This is a genomic window from Massilia sp. CT11-108, assembly GCF_047302915.1.
Classification (GTDB): Bacteria; Pseudomonadota; Gammaproteobacteria; order Burkholderiales; family Burkholderiaceae_D; genus Telluria; species Telluria orientalis.
In genome coordinates, this window is the sequence record NZ_JBKYMO010000142.1 from 1 (window position 1) to 12,281 (window position 12,281).

17 protein-coding genes are annotated in these 12,281 nt (G+C 64.1%); 5 read left to right on the top strand and 12 right to left on the bottom strand.

Annotation, left to right across the window (positions count from 1 at the left end):
* The coding region (locus ACEN88_RS13530; protein ID WP_413340306.1) for an energy transducer TonB at positions 1–366 on the top strand (366 nt) is incomplete at its 5' end.
* A gap of 45 nt (positions 367–411) precedes the next feature.
* Here the strand turns inward: ACEN88_RS13530 and ACEN88_RS13535 are convergent.
* Positions 412–1,062 carry a 3-oxoacid CoA-transferase subunit B gene (locus ACEN88_RS13535; RefSeq protein ID WP_413340307.1) on the bottom strand — a complete coding sequence of 217 codons (651 nt, stop codon included), beginning with the start codon at positions 1,060–1,062 and terminating at the stop codon, positions 412–414.
* Positions 1,063–1,079: 17 nt separating this feature from the next.
* Complete coding sequence (locus ACEN88_RS13540; protein WP_413340309.1) at positions 1,080–1,778, bottom strand: CoA transferase subunit A; 699 nt, start codon at positions 1,776–1,778, stop codon at positions 1,080–1,082.
* Between the two features lie 121 nt (positions 1,779–1,899).
* On the opposite strand from ACEN88_RS13540, the gene ACEN88_RS13545 reads away from it, so the two are divergent.
* Positions 1,900–2,460 carry a PAS and helix-turn-helix domain-containing protein gene (locus ACEN88_RS13545; protein ID WP_036228456.1) on the top strand — a complete coding sequence of 187 codons (561 nt, stop codon included), beginning with the start codon at positions 1,900–1,902 and terminating at the stop codon, positions 2,458–2,460.
* 26 nt (positions 2,461–2,486) lie between these two features.
* Here the strand turns inward: ACEN88_RS13545 and ACEN88_RS13550 are convergent, their stop codons facing one another.
* Genes ACEN88_RS13550 through ACEN88_RS13560 form a run of 3 tightly spaced genes read right to left on the bottom strand, consistent with a single transcriptional unit; the run spans position 2,487 to position 4,530 of the window.
* Positions 2,487–2,906, bottom strand: a complete 420-nt coding sequence (locus tag ACEN88_RS13550) for an acyl-CoA thioesterase (protein ID WP_413340311.1) — start codon at positions 2,904–2,906, stop codon at positions 2,487–2,489.
* A gap of 41 nt (positions 2,907–2,947) precedes the next feature.
* Entirely contained in the window at positions 2,948–3,715 is a 768-nt protein-coding gene (locus tag ACEN88_RS13555) for an alpha/beta fold hydrolase (protein ID WP_413340312.1), read from the bottom strand.
* A complete protein-coding gene (locus ACEN88_RS13560; RefSeq protein ID WP_413340314.1) occupies positions 3,712–4,530 on the bottom strand; it encodes an SDR family oxidoreductase in 819 nt (272 codons plus the stop codon). The genes ACEN88_RS13555 and ACEN88_RS13560 overlap by 4 nt, the downstream gene beginning before the upstream one ends.
* A 136-nt stretch (positions 4,531–4,666) precedes the next feature.
* On the opposite strand from ACEN88_RS13560, the gene ACEN88_RS13565 reads away from it, so the two are divergent.
* Positions 4,667–6,343, top strand: coding sequence for an electron transfer flavoprotein-ubiquinone oxidoreductase (locus ACEN88_RS13565; protein ID WP_413340316.1), 1,677 nt, complete (start codon positions 4,667–4,669; stop codon positions 6,341–6,343).
* Positions 6,344–6,370: 27 nt separating this feature from the next.
* Here ACEN88_RS13565 and ACEN88_RS13570 read toward each other — a convergent pair whose 3' ends face one another.
* The 7 genes from ACEN88_RS13570 to ACEN88_RS13600 form a co-directional block, all read right to left on the bottom strand.
* Positions 6,371–6,511, bottom strand: a complete 141-nt coding sequence (locus ACEN88_RS13570; RefSeq protein ID WP_413340318.1) for a hypothetical protein — start codon at positions 6,509–6,511, stop codon at positions 6,371–6,373.
* A 39-nt stretch (positions 6,512–6,550) separates the two neighbouring features.
* A complete protein-coding gene (locus ACEN88_RS13575; protein WP_413340320.1) occupies positions 6,551–7,351 on the bottom strand; it encodes a transporter substrate-binding domain-containing protein in 801 nt (266 codons plus the stop codon).
* 83 nt (positions 7,352–7,434) lie between these two features.
* On the bottom strand, positions 7,435–7,845 hold the full coding sequence (locus ACEN88_RS13580; protein ID WP_036228373.1) for a hypothetical protein: 411 nt from the start codon (positions 7,843–7,845) through the stop codon (positions 7,435–7,437).
* A gap of 35 nt (positions 7,846–7,880) precedes the next feature.
* Positions 7,881–8,345 (bottom strand): metallophosphoesterase family protein, encoded by a 465-nt coding sequence (locus ACEN88_RS13585; RefSeq protein ID WP_413340322.1) that lies wholly within the window; start codon positions 8,343–8,345, stop codon positions 7,881–7,883.
* A gap of 4 nt (positions 8,346–8,349) precedes the next feature.
* On the bottom strand, positions 8,350–8,637 hold the full coding sequence (locus ACEN88_RS13590) for a DUF378 domain-containing protein (RefSeq protein WP_413340324.1): 288 nt from the start codon (positions 8,635–8,637) through the stop codon (positions 8,350–8,352).
* A gap of 101 nt (positions 8,638–8,738) precedes the next feature.
* Complete coding sequence (locus ACEN88_RS13595; RefSeq protein WP_413340326.1) at positions 8,739–9,386, bottom strand: YcbK family protein; 648 nt, start codon at positions 9,384–9,386, stop codon at positions 8,739–8,741.
* 105 nt (positions 9,387–9,491) lie between these two features.
* Complete coding sequence (locus ACEN88_RS13600; RefSeq protein WP_413340328.1) at positions 9,492–10,007, bottom strand: N-acetyltransferase family protein; 516 nt, start codon at positions 10,005–10,007, stop codon at positions 9,492–9,494.
* 204 nt (positions 10,008–10,211) lie between these two features.
* On the opposite strand from ACEN88_RS13600, the gene ACEN88_RS13605 reads away from it, so the two are divergent.
* Positions 10,212–11,228 (top strand): sulfate ABC transporter substrate-binding protein, encoded by a 1,017-nt coding sequence (locus ACEN88_RS13605; RefSeq protein WP_413340330.1) that lies wholly within the window; start codon positions 10,212–10,214, stop codon positions 11,226–11,228.
* 235 nt (positions 11,229–11,463) lie between these two features.
* On the top strand, positions 11,464–12,281 hold an 818-nt coding region (locus ACEN88_RS13610; RefSeq protein WP_413340332.1), incomplete at its 3' end, for a serine hydrolase.

Sequence of the window (12,281 nt, forward strand, 5' to 3'; positions counted from 1 at the left end):
CCCGTGCTCGGCCTCGCCCTGGCGTGCGCGGCGAGCGCCCACGCGCTGTCGACCCGGGATGGCCCGATTGCCACCGCGACGGCCGGCCTGACGCGGTCCGCGGTTGCGGATTTCTCCAGCTGCAAGAAACCGCAATACCCGCAGGCCGACATCGCGGCGGGCCACGAGGGTACGGTCACGGTGAGCTTCCGCGTGAACGCGTCCGGCTTCGTCACGGACTCGACCATCCTGCGCTCCAGCGGCTACGCCAGCATGGACGAGGCGGCCCGCGACGCCCTGCACCGCTGCCGGTTCGCACCGGCACTACGCAACGGCCAGCCAGTGTCTTCCTGGCAACCGGTCCAGTACGTGTGGGAGCTGCGCTGAAGGACGGAGATGACGGGCGGCCCCCCAGTGCCGCCCGGAAGGACATCACACGCTGGAGACGTCCAGCTCGGCCGACGTCGCGGCCACGACTTCATCCTTGGTGACGCCCGGCGCCAGCTCGACGAGCTTCAGGCCGGTGTCGGTGACGTCGATGACGCCCAGGTCGGTGATGATGCGGTCGACGACGCCGACACCCGTCAGCGGCAGATCGCACTTCTTGAGGATCTTGTGGCTCGTCGAGCCATCCTTGGCCGTCGCCACATGTTCCATCACGACGACGACACGCTTGACGCCGGCCACGAGGTCCATCGCGCCGCCCATGCCCTTGACCATCTTGCCCGGGATCATCCAGTTGGCGAGGTCGCCCTTTTCCGATACCTGCATTGCGCCGAGGATCGCCAGGTTGATCTTGCCGCCGCGGATCATGCCGAACGAATCGGCCGAGCTGAAATAGGCGGCGCCCGGCAGCGCGGTGACGGTCTGCTTGCCGGCGTTGATCAGGTCGGCGTCCACTTCGGCGTCGGTCGGGAACGGGCCGATGCCCAGCAAGCCGTTTTCCGACTGCAGGAACACTTCGATATCGTTCGGGACGTAGTTGGCCACCAGCGTGGGCAGGCCGATGCCCAGGTTCACGTAAAAACCGTCCTGCAGTTCCTTGGCCGCGCGCGCGGCCATTTCATCACGAGTCCATGCCATGTCTGTCTCCCCTGGTCTTATGCTTGACGCACGGTGCGCTGTTCGATGCGCTTTTCCGGTGTCGGGTTGTGAACGATGCGGTGCACGAAGATGCTCGGGGTATGCACCTGGTCCGGATCGATCTCGCCGATCTCGACCAGCTGCTCGACTTCCACGATGCAGACCTTGCCTGCGGTGGCCACGTTCGGATTGAAGTTGCGTGCCGTCTTGCGGAACACGAGGTTGCCGGCGCGGTCGGCCTTCCAGGCTTTCACGAGCGAGACATCCGGAACGAGCGAGCGTTCCATCACGTACATCTCGCCGTCGAATTCGCGGGTTTCCTTGCCTTCCGCGACGATGGTGCCGTAGCCGGTCTTGGTGAAGAAGGCGGGGATGCCGGCGCCGCCGGCGCGCAGCTTCTCGGCCAGCGTGCCCTGCGGCGTGAATTCCAGTTCCAGTTCGCCGGCCAGGTACTGGCGCGCGAATTCCTTGTTTTCGCCCACGTAGGACGAGATCATCTTCCTGATCTGGCGCGTGGTGAGCAGCTGGCCCAGGCCGAAGTCGTCGACGCCGGCGTTGTTCGAGATGGCCGTCAGGCCCTTGACGCCGGAATCGCGCAGCGCGGCGATGAGCGCCTCGGGAATACCACACAGGCCGAAACCGCCCACGGCGATCGTCTGGCCGTCCGCAACCACCCCTTCGAGCGCCGAGCGCGCATCAGGATACACTTTGTTCATACCCGTCCCTTTAATAATGAGGTTCTGTACAGCAGAGTAGAATTGCAGAATAAAATAGCGCCCTGCTAAGCACAATACCGTAGAAATACCGGCAAGGCCCTCCTGCGGCGACTACCATCAAATGAACGCATCATACGCCATCGATTACGAGATGATTTTCCAGCACGCGCCCGTCGGCATGTGCATTTCGGTGAACCGCGTGATCCAGTCGTGCAACCACGCCCTGGCGGCCATGTTCGGCTACCAGCGGACACAGCTCGACGGCCAGTCGTTCTCGGTACTCTACCCGACCATGGACGAGTTCCTGCGCACGGGCGACCGCATCATTCCGATCATGAACGCGAAGGGCCGCTACTCGGACGAGCGCATCATGCGGCGAGGAAATGGGGAATTGTTCTGGTGCCACGTGACGGGCCGCGCGCTCGACCCGGCCGAGCCGCTGGGCGCCGGCGTCTGGACGTTCGAAGACGTCAGCGAGAAGCGCCCCGTGACGGCCGAGCTGACCCCGCGCGAACGCGAGATCGCGGCGCTGCTCGTCGAAGGCAAGACGAGCAAGGTGATCGCGCGCGAGACGGACTTGTCGCCGCGCACGGTGGAGATGCACCGTGCCAAGCTCATGCGCAAGTTCTCGGCGTCGACGTCGTCGGAACTCGTGCACAAGCTGGTCGGGATGTCGCGCTGACTCGTGATTGATGCCCCCGGCATCAATCACCCCTCCGGCAGCAGCTCCCGCACCCGCGCCGGCAACGGCACCGACTTCTCTGCCGCGAAATCGATCCAGACGACCTTGCCGCCGCCCTCCGCGGCCACGACGTCGGCATTGCCGTCCGCATCGACCATGCGGATCTCGTGGGTCACCTCGAAACTGGACCGGCCCGCCGGACCGGCGAACGTGCGGATCTCGATCTCGCCCGGATACTTCAGCTGCCTGATGAAGTTGCAGTAGGCCGTGACGATCACCGGGCCTTCGCCCTTGATCTCGAGGTCGCCCGCCGCCTGTTCGAGGAAGGCGATGCGCCCGCTCTCCATGTACCGGAAATACACCGTGTTGTTCACGTGGCCGAATGCATCCATGTCGCCCCAGCGGATCGCCTGGCGCATGGTGTGAACCTGTTTCTTGTTGCTCATCGTTGCTCTACGTCGTTGCCAAAAGCCGGCATGATACGGCCTCAGGTGCCGGAAAGGCAGCCCTCGTCGTAGAGGATGGACTCCACGATCCGGCAAAAATTCCCCGGATCTTCGAGCATCATCATGTGCCCCGTCTTCGGCTGCACGCAGACGCGGCGCGCCTGCGACAATACCCAGTCGGGCACGTCCCATCCCGCGCTGGACTGTTCACCGCCGACGAGGTACAGCGGCGTCGCGCGCGCCAGCACGCGGCCGACACAGCCCAGGTAGTCCGGTGCGCCGGTCGTGTCGAGCACCGATTGCGCCATCTGTTGCACGGCCGTGTACGGCTGGTTCGCAAGGATGTCCTGCGCCCACGCGACGCGCTCGTCGCTCGCCTCGATGCCGCTCTTTTCCAGCCACGCGGCCGGCGCCGCTTCCATCGCGCCGTATTCCGCGGCCCACTCGGCGTCGGGCAAGGCGGCGATGCGGCCCGTCCAGAACGCGTCCTTCAACGTGAAATTGCCCTCGACATTGATGACGCCGCGCACGAGTTCCGGCACGAGGTCGGCCAGCAGCATCGCGGCGATGCCACCCACGCTGTGGCCCAGCACCCAGGCGGGACCGCCGATCTCGTCGTGCAGGAAGCGGGCCAGCATGGCGGCCTGGTCGGCCAGGGTGATGTGGGCGTCTTCGCCGCGGCGCTGGCCGTAGCCGATCAGGTCGGGCGTGAAGAGGTCGACGCCAGGCAGGTAGCGCCGTGGCTCGAAGTAATCCAGCGAACCCAGCAGGCCGTGGATCAAGAGGAGCCGCGGGCGAGACGCCGTCATTGCGCCGTCATGCCGTCGTCGGCCGTGATGATGGCGCCGTTGATGAAATGGGCTTCCTCCGCGGCGAGCAGCAACAGCAGGCCGTCGAGGTCTTCCGGCTTGCCCGTGCGGCGGCGCGGCAGCATCTCGATCAGCTTCCTGCCCTGCTCCGTGTCGAAGTAATCCTCGTTCATCTCGGTGGCGATATAGCCCGGGCAGATGGCGTTCACGTTGATGCCGTAGCGGCCCCACTCGACGGCCATCGCCTTCGTCATCTGCACGACGCCGGCCTTGCTCATGCAGTACACGCCGATCTGCGGCAGCACGCGCAGGCCCGCGACGGACGCGATGTTGACGATGCGATGCTGCTTCTTCGGATCGCCCTTCGCGCGCTGGATCATCCGCTTCGCGGTCTGCTGGGCCATGAAGAACGCGCCACGCAGATTCGTGTCCATGACGTAGCCGTAGTCTTCCTCGCTCACGTCGAGCAGGCGCTGCGTCGTCGACACGCCCGAGTTGTTGACGAGGATGTCGATCGGACCCGCTTCCGTCTCGGCGTGGGCGATCGCGGCCTTGATGCTGGCGAGGTCCGTCACGTCCAGCGCCACGACGTGCGCCGCACCGCCGTCCGCTTCGATCTCGGCTCGCAATTCCTTCAGGCGTTCGATGCGGCGCGATGCGAGCACGACCTGGGCCCCGGCACCGGCCAGCGCCTTGGCGAACCGCGCACCCAACCCGCTGGATGCACCCGTGACCATCGCGATCTTTCCTTCGAAATTGACTTCAATCCCCACGTTACGCCCCCTGTCTCCGAACTTTGTCTGTTGCGAAGTCATAATGATTACACACTTCACCTATTTCGCACTGATTAGATTGCCGCGTCTAATAGTTGCCCTACAATGGCGCTCGGCGTTGCCAACGAGCGCAAAAAAGTGCACACTCGTGCTTAAATTTTTATAACTCCCATAAGACATGACTCAGACCAACTCCCTCCTCGAAGAATACGGCCCGCGCGAAGCAATGGAATACGACGTGGTCATCGTCGGCGGCGGCCCCGCAGGCCTGTCGGCCGCGATCCGCCTGAAGCAATTGGCGGCGGAAAAGGGCCAGGACGTGTCGGTCTGCGTGCTGGAAAAAGGCGGCGAGCTGGGCGCGCACATCCTGTCGGGCGCCGTGATGGATCCGCGCGCACTGGACGAACTGTTCCCGAACTGGAAGGAATTGGGCGCACCGCTGAACACGCCCGTGACGGAAGACCGCATGCTGTTCCTCTCCGAGACGAAGGCTTACCAGACGCCGTCGTTCATGATGCCGAAGATGTTGACGAATCACGGCAACTACGTGATCTCGCTGGCCAACGTCGTGCGCTGGCTGGGCCAGCAGGCGGAAGCGCTGGGCGTCGAGATCTTCCCGGGTTTCCCGGCCGCCGAAATCCTGTACAACGACGACGGCTCGGTGCAGGGCGTCGCGACGGGCAACATGGGCGTCAACCGCCACGGCCAGCCGACCGACGCGTTCCAGCTGGGGATGGAACTGCACGCGAAATACACGCTGTTCGCCGAGGGCTCGCGCGGCCACCTCGGCAAGCAGCTGATGGCGAAGTACGACCTGAACAAGGGCAAGGATCCGCAAACCTACGGCATCGGCATCAAGGAGCTGTGGGAAATCGATCCTGCCAAGCACCAGCCGGGCCTCGTGGTCCACACGGCCGGCTGGCCGCTGGACAACGACACGTATGGCGGCTCGTTCCTGTACCACCTGGAAAACAACCAGGTCGCCGTCGGCTTCATCGTCGGCCTGTCGTACCAGAACCCGTACCTGTCGCCGTACGAGGAATTCCAGCGCTATAAAACGCACCCGGCGATCCGCCATTTCTTCGAAGGCGGCAAGCGCATCTCGTATGGCGCGCGCGCGATCACGGCGGGCGGCCTGCAGTCGCTGCCGAAGACGGTGTTCCCGGGCGGCGCGCTGATCGGCTGCGACGCGGGCTTCCTCAACACGAGCCGCATCAAGGGTAGCCACGCCGCCATCAAGACGGGCATGCTCGCGGCCGACGCCGCCTACGCCGCACTGGGCGCGGGCCGCCAGCACGACGAGCTGCTGAGCTATCCGGTCGCGTTCGAACAATCGTGGCTGCACGAGGAACTGCACGTCGCGCGCAACTTCAAGCCGTGGATGAGCAAGGGCCTCGTCGTCGGTACGATCATGACCGGCATCGACCAGATCCTGTTCAAGGGCAAGGCGCCGTGGACGCTGCATCACAACCATGCGGACCACGAATGCCTGCGCCCGGCGTCCGACTTCAAGCCCATCGCGTATCCGAAGCCAGACGGCAAGCTGACCTTCGACCGCCTGTCGTCCGTGTTCATCTCGAACACGAACCACGCGGAAGACCAGCCCGTGCACCTCACGCTGAAGAACCCGAACGTGCCGGTCGAGATCAACCTGGCCAGGTTCGCGGGTCCGGAACAGAGATACTGCCCGGCCGGCGTGTACGAATTCGTGAAGACGGACGAAGGCAAGGATCGCCTGCAGATCAACGCGCAGAACTGCGTACACTGCAAGACCTGCGACATCAAGGACCCGACGCAGAACATCGTGTGGGTCACGCCGGAAGGCGGCGGCGGGCCGAACTATCCGAACATGTAACGAACAAACGGCGCCGCGGCGCCGTTTCTACTTGTGCGCGCGGTTGAAATTACGCTCCGCGCGCCGCTGCACGGCTTCGAAAAATAAACTCAGCAGCCAGTACACGACGGCCGCCGCCACGTACAGCGGCAACGGCCGGAACGTCACCGAGATCAGTTCCTTCGTCACGAACGGGCGCGGCCTCGCGCAACAGGTCGAACAGTTCGGTCACGGAGCGCGGGTCGCGTCGACGCCGAACCACTTGAGCGACGCCTGCTTCAGGCTGCCGTCGGCGCGCGCGTCATCGAGGGCCTTGTCGACGGCCGCATGGAATGCCGGATTGCCCTTGCGGAGCGCGATGCCCATGCGCTCGACGTCGCCCACGCGCGCGCCGGCGCGGATGGGCAATTGCGAATTCTTGAGCAGGTAGGCCACCATCAGGCTGTCGTTGAGGGCCGCGTCGATGCGGCCGAACGCGAGGTCCTGCAGGTTTTCCGGCGCGGCCGGGTAACTCTTGACCTCGATGCCGGACACGGCGCGCACCTGCTGCTCGAACACGCTGCCCTGCCCCACGCCGACCTTGCGTCCCTTCAGGTCGGCAAGGCTCCGATACGTCGTGTTCTCGTTGCGGCGCACGATCAGTTGCGGCGCCGAATACGTGTAAGGCCGGGAGAAATCGAACGCCTGCTGGCGCCGCGGCGTGATGCCGACCTGGCTGACGATCATGTCGTATTTGCCCGCACCCAGGCCCGCGAGGATGGCGGCCCACTCCGTCGTGACGAATTCCGGTTTCACGCCCAGTCTGGCGCAAACGATCTTCGCGACGTCGACGTCGTAGCCGGCCAGTTGGCCCGTCTTCGGATCCTTGAAATTGAACGGAGGATAGGTGCCTTCCAGCGCGATGCGCAAGGTGCCGCGCGTCTTGACGGTGTCGAGCAAGTCAGCCGCGCGGGCCGGCAGCGCGGCGGCCGCGAGAACCATGGACAACAGCAGCGCGCGCCGCGTGGCAGTCGGAAATCGGGTGGGCATCGGCTCAGCTCATCGTACGAGACAGCGCTGATTTAACACCGAATCTTGACTACGCGCAAAGGAAATATTGTCGTAAATATATGCTAAAACTGTCGCCGGCCGTGCCTGCCGAAGTTGTGGCCCGTGACGATCAGCGAGCTCTCGACCAGCGTCGACAGGCCCAGCAGCAATTGCACGAGCTTGTCGTCCGGCAGCACCCAGATGGACCCGGCCGGCTGCTCGGCCCCGGTCGCGGCCATGATCAGGGGGGCGATCCAGCTGGCGTCCGGCTCGACGTCGAGGATGACGGCATCCGCCGCCGTCTGCATGTAGACGTCGCCGCCGGGCGCGAGACGGAAGCGCACGCCGACGCCCGTCTCCTGCGGCTTGACGAGCTCCTGCATCGTGCGATTGTGCTCCTCGATCCACAGTTCGACGTCCTGCGGGGTTTCCAGCGACGTCCACGGGACGGGGCGGAAACGGGGACGTTCAGTGTCGTTGGTGTCAGGCGTCATATGGCAATCGATCAGGCTTGAGGACGGCGCGTATGCTACGGCATTTCGCGGAGCGTCACCAGCTTTACTGCGACGGCATCGCCCTCGATGACCAGCTCGGCGGCCGCGATCGGCAGGCTGAAACGGCGCCGCCCGGCGCTGCCCGGGTTCACGTACAGCACGCCGTCGCGCTCGCTGCATGCGGGCTTGTGCGAGTGGCCGGACACGACGACCCGCACGCCGGCCGCGCGCGGATCGATGTCGAGCGCCTTCAGGTCGTGGATCGCGTACAGCGCCACCGTCCCGAAGTCGACGCGGGCCGTCGCCGGAATCGCGCGCGCCCACGGCGCGGTGTCGTTGTTGCCGCGAACCACCGTCAGCGGCGCAATGGCCGCCAGGCGCACAAGGATCTCCGGGTTGCCGATGTCGCCGCCGTGGACGATATGGTCGGACCCGGCGAGAAAATCGAGCGCCTCGGGCCGCAGCAGGCCGTGCGTGTCGGAAATCAGGCCGACCCGCATCGGTTCAGTGGGGATGGTGGCGGCTCATCTTGATCGCCGTGTAGATCGAATACAGGGCCGCGAGGCCGACGACGACATACACGACACGGCTGGCCGGGCTGCCCGGACCGAACAGCGTGGCGACGACGTCGACGTCGAACAGGCCCACCGTCGCCCAGTTCAGGCCGCCGATGATCAGGAGCGCCATTGCGGCGTAGTCGATCCCGGACATCGCGGTCGTGCCTTCGCGCACGGCAGCGCGTCGTTCGGGCAGGTGCCGGCGTTCCATTGTCGGTGCGTTCATGGTTGCCATCATGTCCTCCTTGCGGAAAGGTTGGTACAACCACGATAGCAAAAACGCGCGAACGCGTGCGCCGCCTATCCGTTCGGGAATCCGGCGGCGGCGCGCCCCGCTCAGCCTTTCCAGGTACGGTTGAGGCCCGTGTCCGTGTGGATCCAGCCGCCTTTCGGGCCGGAGCGGTAGTAGAAGCCGACGCCGCCCTTGCGGAAGCTCTTCACGAGCCCGCCCAGCACTTCCTCGGTGAGGCCGGCGATGCGTACGTCCGCCGCCTTGCCCGACATGTGCAGCGACTGGCGCGCGGCCGGCACGCCCTGTTCGATCAGGCGGTTGTTGGACGCGGGGGTGCGGTAGCCGGACAGGATCTCCAGCGGCCGTTCGAGGCCATAGCGCGCAACGAACGCCTGGGACGCCCACAGCGTCTCGATCAGCTTCGGGTCGATGGCGATCGACGCCTTGCCGTTCACGTCGCGCAGCAGATGGCACAGTTCCTGGTAGGCGGAATCGATCACCTCGCCGTCCTTCCAGTACAGGACATTGGCGCGTTCGCCGCTTTGCGGACGGATCACGGACAACGTGCGCGGCTTGACCCAGAAGTCGATGTCGACGACCTGGGCATCGAACAGATCGGGAGGTGGTTCCAGCTCCGTACTCGGGGCGTCGGTCTGGGAACGGGCTGCCTGCGCATCGACCAGCGGGACGGCGACGAGTCCCAGCGCGGTCAGGCGCAAGCCGTGGTGAAGAAAATCTCTACGGGAAGCCATAACGAACTCATCATTGAAACCCGACTACTATAGCGCAAGCGCCAACAGGAAAGAAGATGAGTTCACGTTGCGTAATGTTACACAGTGATCAAAGCGTGACGCGGCTCATTGGCTGCAATTGCAAAATCTCTTGCGTGCCGGCACCGTTTCAGCATCGAGCTGCTTCCACAGGAAGTCGCATTCGAGGCCGAAACAGGCCTTGTCCTTGCCCGCGTTGACATAGCCCTGGCGCTCGAAGAAACCGCTGGCCGACTCCGGGCTCTGCATGTGCACCTTGCTGATGTTCCACGCGCGCGCCTGCGTTTCCAGCGCCCGCAGCAGCGCGCGCCCGACGCCCTGGCGCAACAGATCCGGGCGGACATAACACAGGGGCACCTTGCCAGCCTGGTTCAGGAGTGCGAAGCCAACCACGTCCCCATCACGCTCCGCCACGACGGCGAAGTTGCTGGGCGACGACAGCCAGCCCAGCACGTTCTGGGTCGTCTTGTTGCCGAGCCAGGCTTGCAGGATGTCGGGACGGCCGCCGTGGTCGGGCACGCAGCCCTCTTCGATCGAATGGCGCAGCAGGCGGCATGCGGCCGGCGCGTCATTCGGTGTTGCCTGGCGAATTTCGATACCCATTGTTTTCAGCATCAAACCTGGAAAAAACGATGTTTCAGCGAAGGCCGGACTATACCCCAAACGCGACGCGGCTGCTTTGAAGCGGTCCGTAGCGTATGCATGCCACATACGCCGTCTAAGCATATGATAAAAATGTTCTTTTGTTTTGCTATTTTTTAACGGATCATCGACCACCCCTAGAGAGTCTTTACAAGGAAAAACAATATGGCGATCCCATCCGTTTCCTCGCTGCGCCGCGCACTGCTGGCGCTGGCGCTCGGCAGTGCCGTGGTTCCGTTTGCCGCACAGGCCGCCGGCGTGGAACTGCTGAACGTGTCCTACGACGTGGCACGCGAGCTGTACAAGGACATCAACCCGGCCTTCGTCGCCGAATGGAAGAAGTCGACGGGCGAAACCGTCACGATCAAGCAATCGCATGGCGGCTCCAGCAAGCAGGCCCGCGCCGTCGCCGACGGTCTCGAAGCGTCCGTCGTGACGATGAACCAGGCCAACGACATCGACATGCTGGCCGACCGCGGCCTCGTCGCGAAGGACTGGGCCAGGAAATTCCCGGACAATGCGGCGCCCTATTACTCGACCATGGTGTTCCTGGTCCGCAAGGGCAATCCGAAAGGCATCAAGGACTGGGCCGACCTCGCCAAGCCGGACGTGAAAGTCGTCATCCCGAATCCTAAGACCGCCGGCAACGGCCGCTATACCTACCTGGCGGCCTGGGGCTCGGTGATCAAGAAAGGCGGCAACGAAGCGCAGGCGCGCGACCTCGTCGGCAAGATCTTCAAGAACGTGCCCGTGCTGGACGCCGGCGGCCGCGCCGCCACGACCACCTTCACGCAGCGCCAGATCGGCGACGCCCTCGTTACCTTCGAGAACGAAGTGAACCTCGTGCGCGCCGAGTTCGGCAACGACTTCGAAGTCGTGTACCCGTCCATCTCCGTGCTGGCCGAGTCGCCGGTGGCCGTCGTGGACAAGGTCGTCGACCGCAAGGGCATCCGCAAGCAGGCGACGGGCTACCTCAACTTCCTGTACTCGGAAACGGGCCAGGCGATCGGCGCCAAGCACTATATGCGCGTGCGCAACGAAAAAGTCATGAAGCAGTTCGCCGCGAACTACAAGCCGATCAAGCTGTTCACGGTGGATGATGTATTCGGTGGATGGCGTGCCGCGCAGAAACGTCACTTCGACGATGGTGGAGAATTCGATAAGATTTACACCTCGAAATAAGACATTTCACAAAAATCTGTTCAAAAAGAAGGCCCTGCGGAAACGCGGGGCTTTTTTTCTTGTAGAATCTTGCCGTTGGACTCGATATTTCACTGACGGACATAGACATGTGTCAATCTTTGGTGCTATCGTTCAATTTTGTTGCTGCATAGCATGTCGCTATCTGCCAACCCGACGTTTTGATGCTCCGCCGCCGTCCGGCGCCCGACCATTAACCGTACCCAGACAACCATCCATGATCAAAAAATTCCTCGCTGCCGTAGTGATGACGATCTCCAGTGCAGCGGCCTTCGCCGTGCCGTTCGGATCGCAATCGGTGCTGGTGGTCGAAGACGACACCGGCAAGGTGCTGTTCGAAAAGAACGCCAGCACCGTCGCGCCGATCGCTTCGCTGACCAAGCTCATGACCGCCATGGTCGTGCTCGATGCCCACCAGGACATGAACGAGCCGATCGAGATCGAAAAACAGGACGTCGACATGCTGAAGCACAGCTCGTCGCGCGTGCCCGTCGGCGCCACCATTCCGCGCCGTGACGTGCTGCAGCTGGCCCTGATGTCGTCGGACAACCGCGCCGCCGCCGCGCTGGCCCGCACGTACCCGGGCGGCATCGACGCCTTCCGCGCCGCCGTCAAGCGCAAGATCGCCGCGCTGGGCATGACCCAGACGGTCATCGAGGAACCGACGGGCCTCTCGCCGAACAACCGCTCGACCGCCGCCGACCTCGTCAAGATGGCGACCGCGGCATCGAACTATGCGGAGATCACCCGCATCACGACGTCGTCGAAGGACCTGATCAACATCAAGGGCCGCGACGTCGAATACCACAATACCAACCGCCTCGTTGGCGCCAAGGGCTGGGACATCGGCCTGTCGAAGACGGGCTACACGCAGGAAGCGGGCCGCTGCCTGATCATGCGCGTGAAGGCGGCCGGCAAGAACGCGACGATGGTGCTGCTGAACGCGGGCGCCTCGTCCGTCCGCATCCTGGACGCCCTGAACATCCGCCGCCACGTGCTTGTGGCTGCGGCGCGTGGTGCCGCCCGCGGTTGCAC